Here is a 20,086-nt window from a genome sequence, read left to right as displayed (position 1 = left end):
GCCGGGCGAATCTCAGCTGACGAGCACGCCCGTCAGATTGCGTATGGCCGTCGCAAGTTCGGGCTCGTCGACGAGATCGGCCGCGTCGTCGGGCTGGAACCATTGCACCTGACGCTGGCCCTGCTCCGCCCAGCTTGGGAGCTGGCGTTCGACCTCCAGCAGATAGAGGGTGACCTCGCACAGGGCGAAATGGTCCGACATCCGCTTCCAGTAGATGTAACTGCCGGCTGGCTCCGGCACGATGCGGCCAACGACGCCGGCCTCCTCGAAGGCTTCGCGCGCAGCCGCTTCGGGAGCCGTCAGCCCCTTGATCGGCCAGCCCTTGGGGACGATCCAGCGATGCGTCGTGCGCGAGGTCACGAGCAGGATCTCCATCGAGCCGTCCGCCAGGCGCCGGATCGGCATGGCTGCGATCTGCGCTCGGATTTCGCCGGGGGCGCGCTTTATCTTCTTCATCGCCTGGTGATGCCCTTGCCTCCAGCGTCTCCGCCGCAGCCGATTCGCACGGCCGATCAGCGATTCAAATATTGCGCCGATGCAGTGATATGGAAAGAGCATTCCACATAATAACGTGTCGCAATTGAGGATCGACGTTGACGAAATCGCGAGCGCACTAACTCGTGCCGGCCTCCTAGCCGGAGAGGCTTTCCACGCCGCACCATTCGGCCACGAACAGCGCCATCGTCCCGGTGATCCGCTTCAGTGACGCGAGGCTGACGCGCTCGTCGTAAGCATGGATGTTCTCGCCCATGGGGCCGTAGCAGAGCGCCGGAATCCTGTCGTAGAGCGCATGCACGCGGGCATCGAGATAGGCCGGCGTCATGAACGCCTCGAGCGGCTTGCCCATGGCGGCCTGATGGGCGCGGCCGAGCACGGCTTCCGCTTCACTGCCGGGCTCCAGCACATAGCCCTCGGCCCAGAACCCGTTGAAGGTCACCTTGGGCGGGTTGTTGGCGAGGAAGGCATCGCCGCGCGAGGCGGTGCGGATGCAGTCTTCGATCCGGTTGGCGGTCTCCTGCGCACTGACGCCGGGATACAGCCCGACACGGCAGTCGACCTTGCACCAGCACGGCACCGAGGACGCCCAGTCGCCGCCCTCGATCTTACCGATATTGAGGTTGATCGGATGGGCTTCGTTCTCGAAATGCTCCCGGCCGACCTTCTCGGCGTTGAACTGCTCCTCCAGCGTCCGCAACGCCGCGATCACGCGATAGGCGGCATCGATCGCATTGGCGCCCGCACCCATCTCGCGCACATGCACCGGCACGCCGCGCACCTCGAACTGGAACCAGAGCACCCCGGCATTGGCGCGGCACAGCATCTCGTATTCCGGCTCGGGGATGAGCGCGGCCTCGGCCCGATAGCCGCGTAAGTGCGTCATCAGCGCGCCGTTGCCGGTGGACTCCTCCTCGACGACCGACTCCAGATAGAGCGTCGCCGCCGGCTGCAGGCCGATGCGCCGGAGCGCGTCCAGGCAGGCGAAATTGGCGCCATGCCCGGCCTTCATGTCGGCACCGCCGCGGCCATAGAGCCAGTCGCCCTCGATCACGGGGTCGAAAGGTGCATGGGTCCACTGGTCGGCGGGCCCGGTCGGCACCACGTCGACATGCGCCTGCAGGATCAGCGACCGGCCGGTCTCGTTGCGGGGGTGATGGATGCCGACGACGATCGGCGCCTCGGAATGGCTGTCCGAGAACGGCGCCCCGCCCGGATGGGCCGCGATCAGGTCGCGGTCCATGTGGAAGCGGTCCATGGTGAAGCCGCGATCCCTTAGCGCCCGGAAGACGAAGTCCTGGCAGGCATGCTCCTCGCCGCGCAGCGAGGGAAAGCGGATCAGCTCCTGCGTGAAGGCGATCTGCTCGGCAAAGCCGGCCTCGACGGAAGCCAGGATCTTGTCGCGGAGGGCGGGGTCGAGCGGCATGGGATTGGGCTCCGTCAAGGACAACGACGTTTCGGCAGGACTATGCTTGACAAAATGGGCCATATATGGCACATATTCTACTGTAACGAACTCGGACATTGGAGAGAGCGATTGAATCAGACTAAGGATTTTCAGGTCAATGTTTACCGTCGTATTTTTTAAGACAACAAGCGACAATTCGCCAGTTTTAGAATGGCTTAGAGATTTAAGCAGGGAAGAAAGAGCCGTTATCGGTGAAGACCTGCGCGTCGTTCAGTACGGCTTCCCATTGGGGATGCCCCTTTGCCGTCCGCTCGGTAAAGGTCTTTTCGAGGTCCGTAGCAGCCTGCCGAGCAAAACCGAGGCCCGTTTGATTTTCTTCCAGGACGAAACCGATTTGGTCGTTGTCGAGGGGTTCATCAAGAAAACAAGGACAACGCCGGCAGGTACGATAGCCCTCGCGAACAAGAGGAAAGCCGCATACCTCGCAGCGAAAAAAACGTAACCGAGAGAGATTCATGAAGACGAACAACCCTCACAGAGGGCCGACGCTTGACGACTTCCTGAACGAGGAGGGGATCAACGATCAGGTGACATCGGCGGCTGTCAAGCGCGTGATCGCTTGGCAGCTGCAGCAAGCCATGCGCGATCGGAATATCAGCAAGACCGACATGGCGGCCAAGATGGAGACCAGCCGCCGCCAGCTGAGTCGCGTGCTAAATCCCGACGATGGGAATGTCACCCTCGATACGCTGCAGCGCGCTGCGAAGGCAGTCGGGCGCAGCATCAGGCTTGAACTGGCCTGACGTCTTGCCGACGGCGGGGCGGTGACGAACGCGCTCAATGCCCGAACCGCCCGCCGCCCGGAACCGCCGCCAGAAGCGCGCGCGTATACTCATGCTGCGGAGCCGCAAACATTGCGGCCGTCGGCCCGGTCTCGACGATGCGGCCGCGCTGCATCACCGCGATCCGGTCGCAGATCTGGGCCGCGACGCGCAGATCGTGCGTGACGAACAGGATGGCGAGCCCGAGCCGCTGCTGGATGTCCTTGATCAGCTTGAGGATCTGCGCCTGGACGGAGACGTCGAGCGCCGACACCGCCTCGTCCGCGACCAGAACGTCGGGCTCCAGCGCCAATGCGCGCGCGATGCCGATGCGCTGGCGCTGGCCGCCCGAGAACTCGTGCGGATAGCGGTCGATCGCATTGACGGACAGGCCGACCAGTTCGAGCAATTCGGCCGCTTTGGCCAGCGCAGCCTTGCGCGAGACGCCATGCGCGACGGGCCCGTCGGAGATGATCCGGCCGACCGTCTGGCGCGGGTTGAGCGAAGCGAAGGGGTCCTGGAAGACCATCTGGATGCGCTTGCGCTGCGCGCGCAGTGCGGCGGGCTTGAGGTCGCTGAGCACGAGATCGCCGACAGCCGGACTGCTCAGCACGATCCGCCCGCTATCGGGCTCGATCAGCCGCAGGCAGCAACGCCCGACGGTCGATTTGCCCGAGCCGGATTCGCCGACGAGGCCCAGCGTCTCGCCCCGCACGAGCGAGAACGAAATCGCGTCCGCCGCCTTGACCTCGCGGGCCGTGCCGAAGAAGGCGCGCTTGCGATAGACCTTGCCGAGCCTCTCGACGCTGAGCACCGGCGGCGATGCCGGCAGCGGCGGCCGCTCCGGCGGGATCAGCGAGGGTACGGCGGCCAGAAGCTTCTGCGTATAGGCATGGCGCGGTGAGCCGAGCACCTGGTCGGCCGTGCCCTCCTCGACCAGGACGCCCTTCTCCAGCACGGCGATGCGGTCAGCGATCTCGGCCACGACGCCCATGTCATGGGTGATGAACAGAACCGCCGTGCCGTGCTTGTGGCGGAGATTGTCGATCAGCTTGAGGATCTGCGCCTGCGTGGTCACGTCGAGCGCCGTGGTTGGCTCGTCGGCGATCAGCAGCTTGGGCTCGAGCGCCAGCGCCATCGCGATCATCACGCGCTGGCGCTGCCCGCCGGAGAGTTCGTGCGGATAGGCCTTCGCCAGCCGCGGCGGATCGGGCAGGCCAACCTCCGTCAGCAGATCGACGGCGCGCTTGTAGCGCTCAGAACGGCTGAAAAGCCCATGCGCCTCGAAGGTCTCGACGATCTGCTCGGCGACCCGCATCACGGGATTGAGCGAGGTCATCGGCTCCTGGAAGATCATCCCGACCTCGCGGCCGCGCAGATCCTGCATCGCCGCCTCGTCGAGGCCGATGATATCGCGCCCGGCGAGGCGGATCGCGCCGCCGGCCGGTTTCACCGCCTTGGGCAGCAGCCCCATCACGGCATGGGCGATCATCGACTTGCCCGAGCCGGATTCGCCGACGACGCAGAGCGTCTCCCCGGCTGCGATCGTCAGCGTCACGCCCTGGACGGCATGGGCCCGGTCCGCGAGCGCCGGCAGCGCCAGCGTCAGGTTCTCGATCGACAGGGCAGGCAGGGAAGCCGGGGACAGCGCGCTCATTCCCGCCCCCTCGCCAGGCGCGGGTTCAGCGCGTCGTTCAGGCCCTCACCGGCGAGGTTGAGCGCCAGCACGGTCAGGAAGATCGCGAAGCCCGGGAAGAACGAGATCCACCAGGCATCGAGCAGGCGCGTGCGCCCGGCCCCGACCATATAGCCCCAGCTCATCAGGTTGGGGTCGCCGAGCCCGAGGAAGGAGAGCGCCGATTCCAGCAGGATCGCCGAGCCGATCATCAGCGAGCCCATCACGATGATCGGCGCGATGGTGTTGGGCAGGACCTGGCTGAAGATGATGCGCGGCGTCGACTGGCCGATGGTGACGGCAGCCTGGACATATTCGCGCGATTTCAGCGACAGCACCTCGCCGCGCACCAGCCGCGCCACTGGCGGCCAGGACACGACCCCGATGGCGAGCACGATCGAGCCGAGCTGCGGCTGCAGGATCGCGACCAGCACGATCGCCAGAGCAAACGAAGGGATCGTCTGGAAAAACTCAGTGAAGCGCATCAGCGCATCGTCGACGAACCCGCCCGCATAGCCGGCCGCGGCGCCCAGCGGCACGCCGATCAGCAGCGCGACCAGCGTCGACACCACGCCGATCATCAGCGAGACGCGCGCGCCATGGACGAGGCCGGAGGCGAGGTTGCGGCCCAGCGTATCCGTGCCGAGCGGGAAGCGCTCCATCGTGAACGGCGCCAGGAACGGCCGCCCGACCGGCCGCCAGGGCGATTGCGGATAGAGCGTCGGGGCCAGCAAAGCGAAGGCGATGACGGCGAGCAGGATGACCAGCCCGAGGACGGCGCCGCGATTGCGGCAGAAGCGTTTGAGAAAACTCACGATGTCGCCTCGATGCGCGGATCGGCGATCCGGTAGACCAGATCCGTGATGATGTTGAAGCCGACCACCATCGCCGACGACATGAAGAACACGCCGAGCAGCACGGAATAGTCGCGCTGCACCAGCGCATCGAACATCAGCCGCCCGATGCCGGGCCAGGCGAAGACCGTCTCGGTCAGGACCGCGCCGCCGACGAGCTGCCCGGCCTGCAGGCCCGCCAGCGTCACCACCGGCAGGATCGCGTTGCGCGCGACATGCCGGCGCCAGACGCGGGCTTGCGAGACGCCCTTGGCGCGGGCGGTCTTGACGAAGTCGGCGCCGGCGATCTCGAGCATCGAGGCGCGCATCATCCGGGCATAGAGCGCCGTGAAGAACAGCCCGAGCGTCGTCGCCGGCAGGATGAGGTGGTGGCCGATGTCGAGCGCCCGCGCCAGCCCGGTGTAGTTCGCGCCGATCGTCTCGTAGCCGACATTGGGCACGAGCCCGAGCTTCAGCGCGAAGACGATCTGGCTCATCAGCGCGATCCAGAATAGCGGCGTCGCGTAGAAGACGAGCGAGAGCGTCGTGATCAGGCTGTCCGACCAGCGCCCGGCGCGCCGCGCGGCCAGGGCCCCCATTATCACGCCGAGCGCCAGCGAGATCACGAAGGCGGCGCCCGTCAGCAGCAGCGTCGCCGGCAGCCGGTCGAGCACCAGCGTCAGCACCGGCTGCTGCTGCCGGTAGCTGAAGCCGAGATCGAAGGTCATGTAGCCCTTGATGTAGATCCAGAGCTGGGTGGTGATCGGCTCGTTCAGGCCGAAGCGCTCGCGCAATTGCTCGAGCAGCTGCGCGTCGGCCGCGCCCGCCTCGCCGGCCAGAACCTGCGCAGGGTCACCCGGCGCGGCGCGGATCAGGAAGAAGTTCAGCACGGCGATGGCGAAGAGCACGAGAATGCCCTTGGCCAGGCGGCCGGAGAGGAATTGCAGCAGGTTCATTCAGTCATGGTCCGGACAGATGGGCTCTCGCCGTCATGCTCGCCCTTGGGGCGAGCATCCACGTCTTGAACACAGTCCTGGGTCGACGAAGACGTGGATGGTCGGGACAAGCCCGACCATGACGACATGCGCGTGGTCCCCCCGGCAGGGGCAACCCGCATCACTCCTTCCACGCATCCTTGAAGCCGTCATTCACGCCGATCGCGGTCGTGACCAGGTTCTTGACGTTGCAGCGATAGATCGTCGGGAAGTCCATCTCGAGCTGCCACAGCACCGGCACCTCGTCGGCGAGCAGCTTCTGGACCTTGGTGTACAGCTCCTGCCGCGCGGCATCGGTCGGCGCGACCGCGGCGTCGGCGAAGAGCTTGTCGACCTCCGGGTTCACATAGGCGCCCTGGTTGCCGAAGGGGTTGCCCTTGACGATGTTGGTCGAGATGTAGTTGCGCGCCACGCCCGTCGCCGGGTCGCCGAGCTGATAGAGATAGTTGAAGGTCAGGTCGAAATCGCCGTTGCTGGCCTTCTGCGTCCAGCCCGGCACGTCGGTGGTCTCGATCGAGACGTTGACGCCGGCATCGGTGAGGTTCTGCTTGATGGATTCCGCCCAGCGGCTCCAGACCTCGCCATAGGGCAGGGCCAGGATCTTGAGCGGCTCGCCCTTGTAGCCGGAAGCCTTGATCAGCTCCTTCGCCTTGGCGACGTCGTAGGTGTATTTGGGCACGTCGGCCGAATAGAACTTGGTCTTGGACGAGATCGGCCCGGTCGGCAGCTTGCCCAGCCCGCCCCAGACCACGTCCTTGCCGAATTCGCGGTCGATCGCGAACATCATGCCCTGGCGGAACTGCTTGTTGGCGAGCGGCCCGCCCTTGGCGGTGTTGGGGGTCACCCAGGCATGGGGGGCGAACATCTCCCAGCCCTTGGTGGTGACGCAGGTGTTGGGCAGCTTGGAGAGCCGCGCCACGTCGTAGACATCGACCGAACCGCCCGTGAGAACATCGACCTTGCCGGTCTCGTAGGCGACGGCCCGCGCAGCCGCGTCGGGGATGATCTGCCAGTAGATCTCGGCGAGGTTGGGCTTGCCTTTCTGCCAGTAGTCCTCGTTCTTGACGAGGTGGATGTAGGAGCCCTTCTTCCACTCCTTGAGCTTGAAGGGGCCGGTGCCGATCGGCGTGTTGTTGGCCGGATTGGCGCGGTAGTCGGTGCCCTCATAGATGTGCTTGGGGATCATCGGCGCGCCGGCGGCCTCCTGCGACAGGATCAGCGGGCCGAAGGGCTGCTTGAGCGTGATCCTGACGGTGAGGTCATCGACCTTCTCGATCTTGTCGACCTGGCCGTTGGCGATCGGGCGCCAGCGCGGATGCACCTCGCGCAGGAACTTGTCGAGCGAGAAGACGACGTCGTCGGCGCTGAACGGCTTGCCGTCATGCCACTTCACGCCTTCCTGGAGCTTGAACGTGTAGACCTTGGAATCCGCAGAGATCTCCCAGCTCTTGGCGAGCGAGGGCTGCGGTTGCAGCTTCTCGTCATAGCGCAGCAGCGACTCGTAGATGTTGCCGGCGACCATGTTGGTCGGGCCGTTCTGGTTGAGGCCCTGCATCAGCATCGGCGGCTCGGGCTGGACGACGACATGGACCGTGCCGCCCGCCTTCGGCGTCTGGGCCTGGGCGGCCAGCGGCGTCAGGCTGAGAGCAGCCAGCGCTGTCGTCAGGGCCAAGGTCGCCTTGACGGCAAGGCGTCGGCGGATCGCTGAAGTCATCGTCGTTCTCCCGTTAACCTGAAACACTGGCATGCTCGGCGGCGCCCCCTCAGGCGCCTGCCGAGCAGAATAGATCACAGCCCGATGCCGGCGCACAGGCCAATGCCGCGGACGTGAGGTCTGCCGTTGTCCCCGGCAAGTTTCGGGCCATCGCGCTGCCCGCCGTGCCGGCTGTCCGGTCGGCGAGGGCGCGCGCTTACAGCTTCTTGCCGTCCTTGTCGTACTGCTTGAGGAACGCGGTCAGATCCAGGATTTCCTTGTCGTTCTTGATGCCCGGGAAGATCATCTTGGTGCCCGGGATTTTTGCCTTCGGGTCCTTGATGTACTCGGCGAACACCGCCTCGTCCCAGGTGATGCCCGAGCTCTTGTTGGCGGCCGAATAGCTGTAGCCCTCGACCGATCCGGAGTGACGCCCGATCAGCCCGTTCAACTGCGGGCCGACGAGGTTCTTGGCGCCTTCGCCGATCTGGTGGCAGGCGCGGCACTTGTTCCAGGAGCGTTCGCCTGCGGCGATATCCTGCGCCGAGGCGGGCAAGACGGCCAATGCGGGGGAGATCAGGGCGCTCAGGAGCGCGAGGCGGGCGAGGGCGTGCATGGTGAAACTCCTGGCTGCGACCTGGAGCCGGCGCCGGCATCCAGTGTCCAACTGGAATAATGCAACCTCGTGCGGAGCCCATGAGCCAATTCGACGCGGGCGCGCCGCGACCGGGCTCGCGATCAGCCGAGCCGGCTGATCCAGTCGGCGACCGTGGCGGTGAAGGCGTCCGGCCGCGAGACCGGGAAGAGATGGCCGCCGCTGTCGAGCATGGTCTTGGCGCAGCCCGGCAGGGCCGCTGCGAGCTCCTCCTGCAGGAAGGCCGGTACGACCATGTCGTCGCGCGCGCCCAGCACCAGGATCGGCATGGCCAGGGCCGCGGCCTCGGCCGAGCCGTCGAAGGACAGCAGCGCGTCGATGCGCTCGCGCATGACGGCTTGCGCCTGCGCCGTGGCCGGGGCCGCCGCCAGCGCCGCCTCGAAGACAGGCCAGTTCGCCTCGATCCAGGCCGGCGGATAGGCGCAGAGCACGGAGCTTGCGGCATAGGCCTCCGGATTCGTCGCAAGGATCGCGCGGCGTGCCCCGAAATAGCCCGCCATGTAGCGACTCGGCTTGAGCCAGCCGCCGCTCAGGATCAGCCCGTCGATACGCTGCGGCGCCTGCCGCGCCAGCGATTGGGCGATACAGCCCCCGGTCGAATGGCCCAGCACCACCGCGCGCTCGATGCCGGCCGCGTCGAGAACGGCGACGCAGTCCCGTGCCAGTTCGTCGATGCTGCAGTCGGCGCTGCCGCGCGTGCTGGCGCCGATGCCGCGCTGGTCGAAGCTGACGACGCGGAAGGAGCGCTCCAGCGTCGCCGCGATGTTCTGCCAGAAGACGCCTGAGCCGCCGAGGCCGCTGACGAGCAGAAGCGGCTGGCCACGACCCTGCGCAAAGGCGTGCAGGGTGGCGCCGTCGGCTGTCGCCACTGCGAATGTGCAGGGACCGCTGAGGTCGCTCTCGTTCTGGATCATCGGCAACGCTCCTTGTCCGGCGCGCGCTGCGCCCCTCGTCCAATACCGGACGCGATGCAGCTGCCGCCAAGGGCGGAGGATGGCGCAGGCAAGCCGCTGCCGCCATGGCCGCAATGGCGGGGGCGTGACGCAATCGGCGCAGGACGACGGCGCGCCTCGAAGCTGTTTCCCCGGTTACAGATCGCGCTGTCCGTGCATGCGAGTTTTCTTGACCTTGCGGCACCATTCATGGCGGATGGCGGGTGCCGGAACGGCGTGGAAGCGGAGGCTGGAATGAGTTGCGATGACGGCTTTGCCATCGATCGGCGCCGCCTGCTCGGAGCGGCGTCGCTGCTGGGCGTGGCGGGTTCGCCGGATGCGGCTTTCGCTCAGGCCGTGGCGGCGGCGGGCATGGTGACGGATGTCAGCGGTGACGCCGTCGCCGAGCTCAGGGACGCGCGGCGCACGCTCTCCGCGGACGGGCCGGTCTTCGTGGGCGATCGCGTCGCGACAGGCGATGGCGCCCGGGCGGGCTTCAGGCTTGGCCGCGCCACCGAGCTTCGACTCGGCGAGAAGGCGCGCATCACCATCGATCGCTTCATCGTCGATGCCGGCGGCACCATCACGCTGGGCGACGGCGCGCTGCTCGTCGACAAGGCGCCGGGCAGCGAGGCAGGCCGGATCCGCGTCCGTTCCTCCTATGGTCTGATCGCGGTGCGGGGCACGCGTTTCTTCGCCGGGCCGAGCAACGGCGTCTTCGGCGTCTTCGTGCTGCGCGGCGAAGTCTCCGTGCTCGCTGCTGGCCAGGAGGTCTCGCTCGCCGCGGGCGAGGGGACCGACATCGCGTCGCCGGGCGCAGCGCCGACGCCGGCACGAGGCTGGGGCGATGCGCGCATCCGCGCTGCCATGGCACAGGTTTCGTGAGGGATGGACCACGCCGCCGTTGCCGCGATGCTGGGCGAGGCCGCTTTGTTCGCGCGGCTGTCGCCAGAGGCGCTGCTGGCCTGCGCGGGTGAATTCCGGGAGCAGCGCTTCGAGCAGGGCCAGATGCTGTTCTCGCGCGGCGACACCGGCGATCAGCTCATTCTGGTGGGCGAGGGTCGCGTCCGGCTTGCGGTCACGACCGAGGACGGCCGCGAGCTGAGTGTGCGCCATGCCGCGCGCGGCGAGCTTCTCGGCGAGATCGCCGTGCTCGATGGCGGCGAGCGCAGCGCCGACGCGGTCGCGCTGACGGCCGTCGTCGCCTATGGCCTGAGGCGGACGCCCTTCGAGCAGCTCGTTGCCCGCTATCCCGAGCTGTCGGCCGGGATCATCGCCTTTCTGTGCCGGCGCCTGCGGCAGACCACGGACCAGCTCGAAGGCATCGCGCTCTATTCGATCGAGGTCAGGCTGGCGCGCTTCCTGCTGGTCGGGCTCGGCGGCCGCCGCGCTGCACCGGGCAAGCGCGTGCCGCTCGACATGGCCTTCTCGCAGGGCGAACTGGCGCAGCTGCTCGGGGCGAGCCGGCCCAAGGTCAATGCCGCGCTCGGCTCGCTTGAGCAGGCCGGCGCCATCCGCCGCACCGCCGACCGCATCTTCTGCGATCCCGACGCGCTGGCGAAATGTGCCGGGATCAGCGATGGCTGAGCGGCGGCTGCGGCTCTCGCCGACCGTTCTGGCCGGGCTCTTCGCCGGCCTCGCTGTGCTGCTGCTGTTGCTCTGTGCGCCCTTCGTCTGGCGCGAGACGCTGCGCGAGCGCGTCTTCGACGCGATGCTGCGTAGCGTCTCCGGCTGGCGCGTCGATACGTCCGCGACGAAGCTCGCGATCGTCGACATCGATACCGCCAGTCTCGAGGCGATCGGCCCCTGGCCGTGGCAGCGCGAGACGGTGGCGCGCCTGATCGCCGCCGTCACCAACGCCAGGCCGGCAGCCATCGCCGTCGATATCCTGCTGGCCGGCGAGGATATGCGCTCGCCCGCCGCGCTCGCGCGACAGCTTGCGGCGGAGACCGGACGCGTCGATGTCGGCGAACTGGCCCGGACACTGGTCGATGGCGACAAGGCGCTGGCGGAGGCACTCGGTGCCGGGCCGGTCGCGCTCGGCTGGGTCCTCGATCCACGCGGACGCGACGAGGTGGCGGAGGTCCCGATCCTCACCCGCGATACCGCCGCGCTCGGCCCGCTCTGGCGCGAGAACGGCGCATCGGGGCCGCCGCCGGCCCTGGCCTCGGTGGCCGCGGGCGCCGGCACGCTCTCCCTGCCGGGCGACGAGGACGGCATGGTCCGGCGCGTACCTCTCTTCGTCGCGGTCGGGGACGAGATCCGCCCCGGCCTTGCCCTCGAGGCCTTGCGTCTCGCCTCCGGCGCGTCGGGCTATCTGCTCTCGGGCGATCCGGCTCGGCTCGGCATCGGCGCGATGACGCGCCCGCTGCCCCCGGACGGCATGCTGCGGCTGGTGCCCGGCATGGGAGCAGGGGCGAGCTTGCGGGCCTCCGATGTTCTGCGTGGCGCCGCCGATCTCGCGCCACTCGCCGGCGCGATCGTGTTCATCGGCGGCTCGGCATCCGAACTCGGTGCGCTGCGCGCCAGCGCGCGCGACCCGCTGACGCCGTCCTCGCTTCTCCAGGCCGATGCCGTCCGCCAGATCTCGGCCGGCGTGGTTCCGCAGCGACCGGCAGGGGCCTATGCCTGGGAGTTCGCCGCTGCGCTCATCGTCGTCATGGCGGCGATCGGTCTGGGGCGCAGCTTGCGGCCGGCCCTGGCCTTGCCGGCGGTTGCGCTTCTGCTGGCTGCCGTGGTGTCGGGTGCGGCAGGACTCGCCGCCGCCGACCTTCTGCTCGATCCGTTGCCGTCGGCCGTGTCGGGCGTGGCAGCCTTCCTCGCGACCTCGCTGGCTGGTTTCTCCGAAACCCGTCGTCGCGAGGCTCGCCTGCGCCGGCGGTTCGAGCAGCATCTGGCGCCGGGCGTCGTCGAGCGCATCGTCGCCAACCCGACGAGCCTCAAGCTCTCGGGCGAGCGGCGCGAGATCACCGCTCTGTTCACCGACATAGAGGGCTTCACCCAGACCACGCGCGATATCGGCCCGGAACAGCTCGTCAGCGTGCTCGACGGCTATTTCGAGGGCGTGACGCGGATCGTGGGCGAGCATGGCGGCATGGTCGACAAGCTCGTCGGAGACGCCGTCCACGCCTTCTTCAACGCTCCGCTCGATCTCGCCGACCATCCCCGGCGGGCGCTCGCCTGCGCGGTCGCGATCCTGGCCTGGACGGAAGGGTATCGCGCGCAGGGTCTCGCCGCGGCGATCCGGCTCGGCCGCACCCGGCAGGGAATCGAGACCGGCGTCGCCATCGTCGGCGATGTCGGCGTCGGCGCCAAGCTCGACTACACCGCCCATGGCGATGCCGTGAACATGGCGGCGAGGCTCGAGGCCCTCAACAAGGAGCTAGGATCGTCGATCTGTATCGGCCCGGAGGCAGCGCGGATCTGCGGGTCGGCTCTGGTGCGCCCGCTCGCCGAGGTCGAGCTGCGCGGGATCGGCCGCGTTTCGGTCTTCGCGCCGCTGGAGGCTGCGTGATGGGCTTGTTCCCTGCGGAACAGGCAAGCGTATCGGCTTCGCGCATTGTCATGGCACGCGCTGCTCCGGCCTGGCCCGGCGCACGGATGGTTCAAATAGGGAGATGACGTTATGGTTCAGCCTTCAATCCTCGTCCGCCCAGTCCTCGGTCGTGGGCATCCGGTCGCAAAGCTGGACCTCTGCCGGAAACGCGCCGTGACCCTCCGTTCGCTCAGCGCTGCCGTGTTCCTGGCCCTTGCGGCTGTCGGCAGTGCACCGTCCGCGATCGCCCAGCCGGTCGCCGCGACCAAGGCCCCGGCGCTCGTGCCGCTGGAGCAGGCCTTCATGAAGGCTGCGACCGAGTTGTTCGCCAAGCTGCCCGCCAGCGCCGGCGAGACGACGATCGTGATCGATCCGCTGATCGACGGAGTCACCGGCATCCAGTCGGCCGCGACCCGCGGCTTCGACAAGCGCATCGCCGAGCTCGTCGCGCAGCGCTATCCGCATGTGAAGGTTCTGGCCTTCACGCCGGAGAACGTCGCCAAGGCGAAGTTCGTCTTCATCGGCACCTTCAACACGATCAACAATGCCGGCCAGCCCGGCGGCGAGCGCGATGCCTTCTGGATCTGCTTTGCCCTGGTCGAGCGCGAGGCCAAGACCGTCTATGCCCGCAGCGTCTCGCGCTCCGTCGTCAACAATGTCGATATCGCCCCCGCCGCGTCCTACTCCGACAGCCCGGTCTGGGGCATGGATGCCGCCACCCGCGCCTATATCGAGGCCTGCCAGAAGGGCCAGCCGGGCACGCCCGTCTCGGCGGCCTATATCGACCAGCTCGGAGCCGCTGCCCGCATCCGGGAGGCAACCGCCGCCTACGAGGCCGGCGATCACGCCAAGGCGCGCGACCTCTACCGCGAGGCCAAGGAACAGCCGGGCGGCGACCAGCTTCGCGTGCTGAACGGGCTCTACCTCTCCTATGCGGCACTGGGCGAGACCAGCCAGGCCGACTCAACCTTCGGCCAGATGGTCGAGCGCGGCTTCTCGCTGGGCCAGCTCGGCGTGAAGTTCCTGTTCGAGCCGAACTCGACCGCCTTCAACGCCGACCGCAAGCTCTCCGCGAGCTACCCCGCCTGGCTGCGCGAGATTGCCGCCAGCGCGACCAAGGCCGGCGTCTGCCTCGAGGTTGTCGGCCATGCCAGCCGCACGGGTCCGGAAGGCCTGAACGACCGGCTCTCGCGCGACCGCGCCGAGCGCATCGCCTCGCTGATGGCCGGCCAGGCGCCCGGCATCTCGCAACGCCTGCGCCCCTCGGGCGTCGGCTATCGCGAGGCGCTCGTCGGCCTGCCGCGCGACGACGCCAGCACGGCCGTCGACCGCCGCGTCGAATTCAAGACCGCGCCCTGCGCATGATCCCCTCCCGCGACGCGCCGGGCCTGCAGCAGCGCTGCCTGCCCGGCGCAAAGCCTGCGCCGACATCGCCCGGCGCCAGCATCGCCCTCCCGATCATCGCCGCCGGCATTGGCCTGCTCATGACGGCGGCCGCCGCAACGGCCCAGACCAGGCCGCCGCAGCAAGGCGCGGCCAGCGCCACCCCCACGCTGAAGCTCCTGCCGGTCGCGCCGCCCAAGGACCCCGCCGTCGAGATGGCGCAGCGCATCGCCGCCACCACGGACCGCGCGGCACTGCTCGAACTGCTGGCGGCCGGCGTCGACAAGAACCGGATCACGTCGCGGCTGGCCGCGCTCGGCTATGTCGATCTCGCCGCCGCCGGCACCCGGCTCTGGATCAAGCCGGGCTCGGGCGAGGGCTTCCGCGATTGCGCCGATTGCCCGGAATTGGTGCTGGTCCCTGACGGCGATGTCCGCATGCAGCTCTCGACCGGGGCGACGCCGCGCATCGTCGAGGTCAGCCTGCCGCAGCCCTTCGCGGTCGGCCGCTTCGAGGTGACGCGCGCGCAGTACCGCGCCTTCGTCGCGCAGTCCGGCCATGTCGTCGAGCTCGGCTGCCATGTCCGCGCGCCGGTCTGGAAGCTCGCGCCGACCTTGTCCTGGCAGGATCCGGGCTATCCGCAGACGGAGAACGACCCGGTCGCCTGCGTCAGCCATGGCGATGCCAAGGCCTATGTCGCCTGGCTCTCGAAGCGCAGCGGCCAGCGCTACCGCCTGCTGACCGACCCGGAATGGCATCATCTCGCGGCGAGCTCGGCCAAGGACATGGCCGATCCGGCAAGGCTCTGCGCCATCGGCAACGGCGCCGACCAGACCGCGAAGGAAGCCAATCCGTCCTGGGCCGCTGCGCCCTGCCGCGATGGTCATCGCAACACCGCCCCGGTCGGCAGCTTCGCCGCGACCGCCTGGGGCCTGTCGGATCTCAGCGGAAACCTGTGGGAATGGGTCGATACCTGCCCGCCCGACCCGTCAGTGCCCGGCCAGCCCTTTCCGCCGCCGATCTGCCGCGAGGAGGAGGGTCGCATCCTCAGGGGCGGCTCATGGGCCGATCCGCCGGCCGCGCGCACCCTGGATTCCCGCATCGTCAGCGAACCCGGCATCCGCGATCAGGTGGCGGGCTTCCGCGTCGCCCGCGATCTCGGGAACTGAGCGGCGCGCGAACGGCCCTTGCCGTCATTCCGGGGCGCCCGTAGGGCGAGCCCGGAACCCATAGCCGCGGTCGGTTCAGAAGGGGGCGCGGCGCGCGGTCACGTCATCCTGACGAAGCAGCGGATATGGGTTCCGGGCTCTTCGCTCCGCGAAGCCCCGGAATGACGGCGTGGCTCCGAGCCCGGACAGCAAGCGCTATGCGATCCCCGGCGTCGCTCGCGTGGCCCGCTTGCCCGCCCATAGCCAGGCCGTCACGGCCGCCAGCAACAGCGCGCCCGTTATCTGCAGGCTCTGGAACGGCAGGAACAGCGCGACGCCGGCCGCAAACAGCAGGACGCGCTTCGTCAGGTCGAGCATGACGATGTAATAGCCTTCGATCGCCGCATTGAGGGCGAGCACGCCGAGCGCGACCGCCCCCACGGCTGTAACGATCTGCCAGAGCGATCCCACCAGCAGCAGGGCCGGCTGGTACATGAAGACGAAGGGCAGGATGAAGGCCACCATCGCGATCCGGCAGGCGACGAGCGCGATCATCACCGGATTGGCCTTGGCGATCGAGGCCGCAGCGAAGGCAGCGACCGCGACCGGCGGCGTGATCGCCGACATCGAGGCGATGTAGACGATGAAGAGATGCGCCGGCAGCACCGCGATCCCGAGCGCGATGAGCGCCGGCGCGGCCAGCACGGCCGAGAGCGCATAGACGGCCGGCGTCGGCATGCCCATGCCAAGCACGATGATGACGAAGGCGGCGACGATGATGGTCAGGATCGGGCTGCCGCCGGCCATGTGGAACAGGCCGGAGCTGATCTTGCCGGTGAGGTCCGTCATCGAGAGCGTGCCCACGACGAGCCCGGCGATGGCACAGGCGACGCCGACGCCGATCATGCCGCGCATGCCGTCGCTGAGGCCGAAGAAAAGCGTCTTGACGAGTTGAACCGGACTCCGCTGCCGCAGCAGCGCGACCGGCAGCAGGGCGGCGCAGGCGATGGCGCCGGCGAAGGACGGGCGGTTGAGGTTGAGCACGCCCCAGACCAAGAGGCCGATCGGGACGAGGTAAAGCCAGTCCCGCCGCAGCACGGTCAGGATCGACGGAGCCTCGCCATGCGACATCGGCTCGAGCCCGTCGCGATGCGCGCGGAAATGCGCCGCGAGGAAGACCGACTGATAATAGAGCAGGGCCGGAACGAGCGCCGACAGGGCGATCGTCGCATAGGGGATGCCGGTGAAGTCGGTCATCAGGAAGGCCGCCGAGCCCATCACCGGCGGCAGCAGCGCGCCGCCCGTCGAGGCCGCCGATTCGATCGCGCCCGCATAGGTGCGGCTCACGCCGGTGCGGATCATCAGCGGGATGCTGAAGGAGCCGGTGGTGACGACGTCGGCCGTCGGCGAACCCGAGATCGAGCCATAGAGACCAGAGGAGACGACCGCGACCTTGCTGGCGCCGCCGACCTGCTTGCCGACGAGACTGTTGGCGACGTCGTAGAAGAAGTCCGCGCCGCCGATCCGGTCGAGCAGTGCGCCGAAGATCACGAAGACGACGACCAGAAAGGCGGCGACCTCGAGCGCCGGCCCGAACAGGCCGTTGGTCGAGAAGACCAGATGGTCGACGATCTCCTGCGTGCTGAAGCCGCGATGCGCGAAGGCGCCCGAGAGTTTGCTGCCGAAGATGGCATAGGCCAGGAAGGTCGCCACCAGCACGACGAGGATCATGCCGATGCAGCGCCGCGTCGCCTCCATCACCAGCGCGATCAACACGATCGAGGCGGCGATATCGAGGTTGGACAGTTCGTCGATCATCGGCAGGCGCATCTCATGGACGGGATGCATCGCGATGAAGTAGCCGCATGAGGAAACCGACAGGCCGACCAGGCCCCAGGCCCACCAGGAGCGGCCGGTCCGGCGCAATGGATTGGCCGTCGTCGTCAGGAAGGCGAGCGACAGAACGGCTCCGAGGAACAGGAACAGCGCGATCTCGCGGTTGACATACCAGCCGAACGAGATCGCCAGCAGCAGAACCGCGGTGGCGACGCCGACGATATGCACCGTCCATTGCTCGGGTGCATCGAGCTGGCGGGGTCGTCCCGGTGCCAGCAGCTTCAGCAAGGGCGGCATCGCGACACCTCGTCCTCTGGATGGCGGAACGGGATGGAGCCGCGCCTTACTTCAGCAGGCCGGCTTTCCGATAGGCGGCCTCTGCGCCGGGGTGGAGGGCCAGCGGCGCGGTCTGCGTCAGGTTGACCGGCTCCAGCCGGGCCATCATCGCATGGGCCTGCCGCAGATAGTCGAAATGCTTGATCATGCCGTCGACGATCAGGGCCGCATCCTCGTTCTTCATCTCGGCCGAAGCGAAGAGCACGACGCTGCCGGTGATGGTCGGCACCGCGGCCGGCTGGAAGGCATAGGTCCCGGCCGGTACGGTGATCGGCGCCGTGCCGAGCAGGGCACCCAGCTTGGCGGTCGCCTCGGGCGAGATGCCGAGCATCTTGACCTTCATCTCCCGCGTGGCGCTGTTGATCTGGCCGGACGGGAACGCGAGCATGTTGATGATGACATCGACCTGTCCGTTCTTCATCATCTCCAGGCCGGCATTGTAGTCGACATGGTGGATGCGGCCGCCCCAGCCCTCGATGTCCTTGGCCGTGATGCCGTAGGCCTTGAACACCTCTTCGCCGGTCACGGCCATCAGCGTGCCACGCTGGTTGAGCGCGATCCGTACGGGCTTCTTGGCGGCCAGGATGCTCTCGAAGCTCTCGATCCCGGCATCTTCGCGCACGAGAATTTGCACCGCGGCCGTCGGGTCGATCAGCGCGATCGCGCGCAGATTGGTGATCGGCGCCTTGAACGGCTCCTCGCCCGCCTGCGCCCGCTTGATGAGCTGCGCATGAGCGATGCCGAGCTCGACCTTTCCGGTCGAGACGAGCTGGATGTTGGCGGCCTCGCGCCCGGGCTCGTAGCCGAAGGAGGCGCCGGGCGATTCACGCCGGATCGTCTCGCCGATCGCATTGCCGATGGCGCTCCAGGCGCCGCCGACGGAGCCGCCGGTCAGGGTGATCTTCTTGGTCGCGGCGGTCTGTGCCTGGCTCAGGCCGGCACAAAGGCCCAGCGATGCCGCCAGGATGGTTGCGATTGCGAGTCTTTTCATGATTGCCCTCCCAGGCCTGCATCGTGCGGTCCATGCATGGGGCGGCCCATGCATCATGAGTGGCCCGGCTGACGGGCCACAAACCAAATGCTCATCGCCCGCGACTGTGCGTCGATGATCTGCCGTAGCTGTCAATCCCCGGCGGCTTCAAGCCGCTTCGTAGCGTTTGTGTCTTGCCCGCCGCATAGAAGTCTTGCGCGGGACGAGGTGAAGTTTGTTGGTATACATATGGCTTGTCAATGCTGGTTCTCGCCCAATCTGGCGGCGGGCGGTGCAGCAATTGCTTGCGAATTTAGCGCGCCAACGGCGATACAGGCCCGATTTCAAGCGTGGAGGCGTCGAGAGCTGGTCATCCCGAGCATCGCGCTCCATTCCTTGCTTGACAGCCCGGGATCCGCTCAGCATCGTTGGTACACAAACGGTCATGATATCGGGCCATCCATGCTATTTGCTCCCCATGGCGAGGCCCGCGCCAAGGTTGCGGGAGCGCGTGTCAGGGGCTGCAGCGCATGTATGACCGTTTCCAGACGCAGCGGTTGATCGACCTCTGGCTGCAGGAGGACATCGGCTCCTGCGACCTGACCGTGCAGCTCATGATCGAGCCCGGTGAGACCGGCGCCTTCCGTATGAACGCCCGCGAGCCGATGACGCTGGCCGGCATGGAGGTCGCTGCCGCCATCTTCCAGCGTTATGAGCCCAGGCTGTCGCTCAAGGTCGAGGTCGCGGATGGCGACCGCGTCGAGGCCGGAGCGACGCTGATCCTGGTCGAGGGCCCGGCCCAGGGCATCCTCACCGCCGAGCGCACCGCGCTCAACATCGTCCAGCGCCTGTCTGGCATCGCCACCGAGACGGCGCGCTATGTCGAGATCATCAAGGGCACCTCGGCCCGCCTGATCGACACCCGCAAGACGACGCCCGGCCTGCGCATGCTGGAGAAGCACGCCGTCGCCTGCGGCGGCGGGCTGAACCATCGCCTCGGGCTCGACAACGGCGTGATGATCAAGGACAACCACATCGCGGTCTGCGGCGGCATCGCCCAGGCGGTCGAGCGGGCCCGCAAGAGGCTGCCGGTGCTGACCAAGATCGAGGTCGAATGCGACCGGATGGATCAGGTCCGCGACGCGGTCGCGGCCGGCGCCGACGTCATCATGCTCGACAACATGCCGATTCCGGAGATGAAGGAAGCGGTGGCCTATGTCGCAGGCCGCGCCAAGATCGAGGCCTCGGGCGGCATCCGCTACGAGACGATTCGCGCCATTGCCGAGACCGGCGTCGACTACATCTCGACCAGCAAGATCACCCAGTCGGCCCCCGCGGTCGATATCGGACTCGACGAGGCCTGAAGGCGAT

Annotated in this window: 18 protein-coding genes; 8 read left to right on the top strand and 10 right to left on the bottom strand. The window is 67.8% G+C overall.

Going from position 1 to position 20,086, the window contains the following annotated elements:
- Positions 1–12: 12 nt before the first annotated feature.
- Positions 13–456: an NUDIX hydrolase gene (locus tag AE618_RS16720; RefSeq protein ID WP_054210209.1), complete on the bottom strand. Its 444-nt coding sequence runs from the start codon at positions 454–456 to the stop codon at positions 13–15.
- A 175-nt stretch (positions 457–631) separates the two neighbouring features.
- On the bottom strand, positions 632–1,921 hold the full coding sequence (locus AE618_RS16715) for an ArgE/DapE family deacylase (protein WP_054210208.1): 1,290 nt from the start codon (positions 1,919–1,921) through the stop codon (positions 632–634).
- A gap of 139 nt (positions 1,922–2,060) precedes the next feature.
- On the opposite strand from AE618_RS16715, the gene AE618_RS16710 reads away from it, so the two are divergent.
- Both AE618_RS16710 and AE618_RS16705 read left to right on the top strand, forming a co-directional pair.
- Complete coding sequence (locus AE618_RS16710; protein ID WP_054210207.1) at positions 2,061–2,405, top strand: type II toxin-antitoxin system RelE/ParE family toxin; 345 nt, start codon at positions 2,061–2,063, stop codon at positions 2,403–2,405.
- Positions 2,406–2,418: 13 nt separating this feature from the next.
- Positions 2,419–2,706: a helix-turn-helix domain-containing protein gene (locus AE618_RS16705; protein WP_054210206.1), complete on the top strand. Its 288-nt coding sequence runs from the start codon at positions 2,419–2,421 to the stop codon at positions 2,704–2,706.
- 34 nt (positions 2,707–2,740) lie between these two features.
- Here the strand turns inward: AE618_RS16705 and AE618_RS16700 are convergent, their stop codons facing one another.
- The 6 genes from AE618_RS16700 to AE618_RS16675 form a co-directional block, all read right to left on the bottom strand.
- On the bottom strand, positions 2,741–4,381 hold the full coding sequence (locus AE618_RS16700) for an ABC transporter ATP-binding protein (protein ID WP_054210205.1): 1,641 nt from the start codon (positions 4,379–4,381) through the stop codon (positions 2,741–2,743).
- On the bottom strand, positions 4,378–5,217 hold the full coding sequence (locus tag AE618_RS16695) for an ABC transporter permease (RefSeq protein WP_156330315.1): 840 nt from the start codon (positions 5,215–5,217) through the stop codon (positions 4,378–4,380). The genes AE618_RS16700 and AE618_RS16695 overlap by 4 nt, the downstream gene beginning before the upstream one ends.
- Positions 5,211–6,182 carry an ABC transporter permease gene (locus AE618_RS16690; protein WP_054210475.1) on the bottom strand — a complete coding sequence of 324 codons (972 nt, stop codon included), beginning with the start codon at positions 6,180–6,182 and terminating at the stop codon, positions 5,211–5,213. The genes AE618_RS16695 and AE618_RS16690 overlap by 7 nt, the downstream gene beginning before the upstream one ends.
- Before the next feature lie 166 nt (positions 6,183–6,348).
- On the bottom strand, positions 6,349–7,941 hold the full coding sequence (locus AE618_RS16685; RefSeq protein ID WP_082365341.1) for an ABC transporter substrate-binding protein: 1,593 nt from the start codon (positions 7,939–7,941) through the stop codon (positions 6,349–6,351).
- 196 nt (positions 7,942–8,137) lie between these two features.
- On the bottom strand, positions 8,138–8,536 hold the full coding sequence (locus AE618_RS16680; RefSeq protein WP_054210203.1) for a c-type cytochrome: 399 nt from the start codon (positions 8,534–8,536) through the stop codon (positions 8,138–8,140).
- 122 nt (positions 8,537–8,658) lie between these two features.
- Positions 8,659–9,489, bottom strand: coding sequence for an alpha/beta fold hydrolase (locus AE618_RS16675; RefSeq protein ID WP_054210202.1), 831 nt, complete (start codon positions 9,487–9,489; stop codon positions 8,659–8,661).
- Between the two features lie 273 nt (positions 9,490–9,762).
- On the opposite strand from AE618_RS16675, the gene AE618_RS16670 reads away from it, so the two are divergent.
- The 5 genes from AE618_RS16670 (at position 9,763) to AE618_RS16650 (ending at position 15,594) form a co-directional block, all read left to right on the top strand.
- Positions 9,763–10,392 (top strand): FecR family protein, encoded by a 630-nt coding sequence (locus AE618_RS16670; RefSeq protein ID WP_054210201.1) that lies wholly within the window; start codon positions 9,763–9,765, stop codon positions 10,390–10,392.
- 3 nt (positions 10,393–10,395) lie between these two features.
- Positions 10,396–11,094 (top strand): Crp/Fnr family transcriptional regulator, encoded by a 699-nt coding sequence (locus AE618_RS16665; protein ID WP_054210200.1) that lies wholly within the window; start codon positions 10,396–10,398, stop codon positions 11,092–11,094.
- Positions 11,087–13,021: a CHASE2 domain-containing protein gene (locus tag AE618_RS16660; protein WP_054210199.1), complete on the top strand. Its 1,935-nt coding sequence runs from the start codon at positions 11,087–11,089 to the stop codon at positions 13,019–13,021. The genes AE618_RS16665 and AE618_RS16660 overlap by 8 nt, the downstream gene beginning before the upstream one ends.
- Before the next feature lie 195 nt (positions 13,022–13,216).
- Positions 13,217–14,407: a hypothetical protein gene (locus AE618_RS16655; protein ID WP_054210198.1), complete on the top strand. Its 1,191-nt coding sequence runs from the start codon at positions 13,217–13,219 to the stop codon at positions 14,405–14,407.
- Positions 14,404–15,594, top strand: a complete 1,191-nt coding sequence (locus AE618_RS16650; RefSeq protein WP_054210197.1) for a formylglycine-generating enzyme family protein — start codon at positions 14,404–14,406, stop codon at positions 15,592–15,594. The genes AE618_RS16655 and AE618_RS16650 overlap by 4 nt, the downstream gene beginning before the upstream one ends.
- A gap of 195 nt (positions 15,595–15,789) precedes the next feature.
- Here the strand turns inward: AE618_RS16650 and AE618_RS16645 are convergent, their stop codons facing one another.
- Both AE618_RS16645 and AE618_RS16640 read right to left on the bottom strand, forming a co-directional pair.
- Entirely contained in the window at positions 15,790–17,706 is a 1,917-nt protein-coding gene (locus tag AE618_RS16645; RefSeq protein ID WP_054210196.1) for a TRAP transporter permease, read from the bottom strand.
- Positions 17,707–17,752: 46 nt separating this feature from the next.
- Positions 17,753–18,736 (bottom strand): TAXI family TRAP transporter solute-binding subunit, encoded by a 984-nt coding sequence (locus tag AE618_RS16640; RefSeq protein WP_054210195.1) that lies wholly within the window; start codon positions 18,734–18,736, stop codon positions 17,753–17,755.
- Between the two features lie 509 nt (positions 18,737–19,245).
- Here AE618_RS16640 and nadC point away from each other — a divergent pair.
- Entirely contained in the window at positions 19,246–20,079 is an 834-nt protein-coding gene (gene nadC / locus AE618_RS16635) for a carboxylating nicotinate-nucleotide diphosphorylase (RefSeq protein WP_054210194.1), read from the top strand.
- Positions 20,080–20,086: the final 7 nt, after the last annotated feature.

The organism is Allobosea vaviloviae, assembly GCF_001298265.1.
Classification (GTDB): Bacteria; Pseudomonadota; Alphaproteobacteria; order Rhizobiales; family Beijerinckiaceae; genus Allobosea; species Allobosea vaviloviae_B.
The sequence above is the reverse complement of the archived record's forward strand: the minus strand, read 5'-3'. Positions and strand labels throughout refer to the sequence as shown.

What these genes read in the sequence shown, in the direction of transcription:
- AE618_RS16720 (WP_054210209.1), bottom strand. Translation starts at nt 456, where the DNA reads ATGAAGAAGATAAAGCGCGCCCCCGGCGAAATCCGAGCGCAGATCGCA.
- AE618_RS16715 (WP_054210208.1), bottom strand. Translation starts at nt 1,921, where the DNA reads ATGCCGCTCGACCCCGCCCTCCGCGACAAGATCCTGGCTTCCGTCGAG.
- AE618_RS16710 (WP_054210207.1), top strand. Translation starts at nt 2,061, where the DNA reads ATGTTTACCGTCGTATTTTTTAAGACAACAAGCGACAATTCGCCAGTT.
- AE618_RS16705 (WP_054210206.1), top strand. Translation starts at nt 2,419, where the DNA reads ATGAAGACGAACAACCCTCACAGAGGGCCGACGCTTGACGACTTCCTG.
- AE618_RS16700 (WP_054210205.1), bottom strand. Translation starts at nt 4,381, where the DNA reads ATGAGCGCGCTGTCCCCGGCTTCCCTGCCTGCCCTGTCGATCGAGAAC.
- AE618_RS16685 (WP_082365341.1), bottom strand. Translation starts at nt 7,941, where the DNA reads ATGACTTCAGCGATCCGCCGACGCCTTGCCGTCAAGGCGACCTTGGCC.
- AE618_RS16680 (WP_054210203.1), bottom strand. Translation starts at nt 8,536, where the DNA reads ATGCACGCCCTCGCCCGCCTCGCGCTCCTGAGCGCCCTGATCTCCCCC.
- AE618_RS16675 (WP_054210202.1), bottom strand. Translation starts at nt 9,489, where the DNA reads ATGATCCAGAACGAGAGCGACCTCAGCGGTCCCTGCACATTCGCAGTG.
- AE618_RS16670 (WP_054210201.1), top strand. Translation starts at nt 9,763, where the DNA reads ATGAGTTGCGATGACGGCTTTGCCATCGATCGGCGCCGCCTGCTCGGA.
- AE618_RS16665 (WP_054210200.1), top strand. Translation starts at nt 10,396, where the DNA reads ATGGACCACGCCGCCGTTGCCGCGATGCTGGGCGAGGCCGCTTTGTTC.
- AE618_RS16660 (WP_054210199.1), top strand. Translation starts at nt 11,087, where the DNA reads ATGGCTGAGCGGCGGCTGCGGCTCTCGCCGACCGTTCTGGCCGGGCTC.
- AE618_RS16650 (WP_054210197.1), top strand. Translation starts at nt 14,404, where the DNA reads ATGATCCCCTCCCGCGACGCGCCGGGCCTGCAGCAGCGCTGCCTGCCC.
- AE618_RS16645 (WP_054210196.1), bottom strand. Translation starts at nt 17,706, where the DNA reads ATGCCGCCCTTGCTGAAGCTGCTGGCACCGGGACGACCCCGCCAGCTC.
- AE618_RS16640 (WP_054210195.1), bottom strand. Translation starts at nt 18,736, where the DNA reads ATGAAAAGACTCGCAATCGCAACCATCCTGGCGGCATCGCTGGGCCTT.
- nadC (WP_054210194.1), top strand. Translation starts at nt 19,246, where the DNA reads ATGTATGACCGTTTCCAGACGCAGCGGTTGATCGACCTCTGGCTGCAG.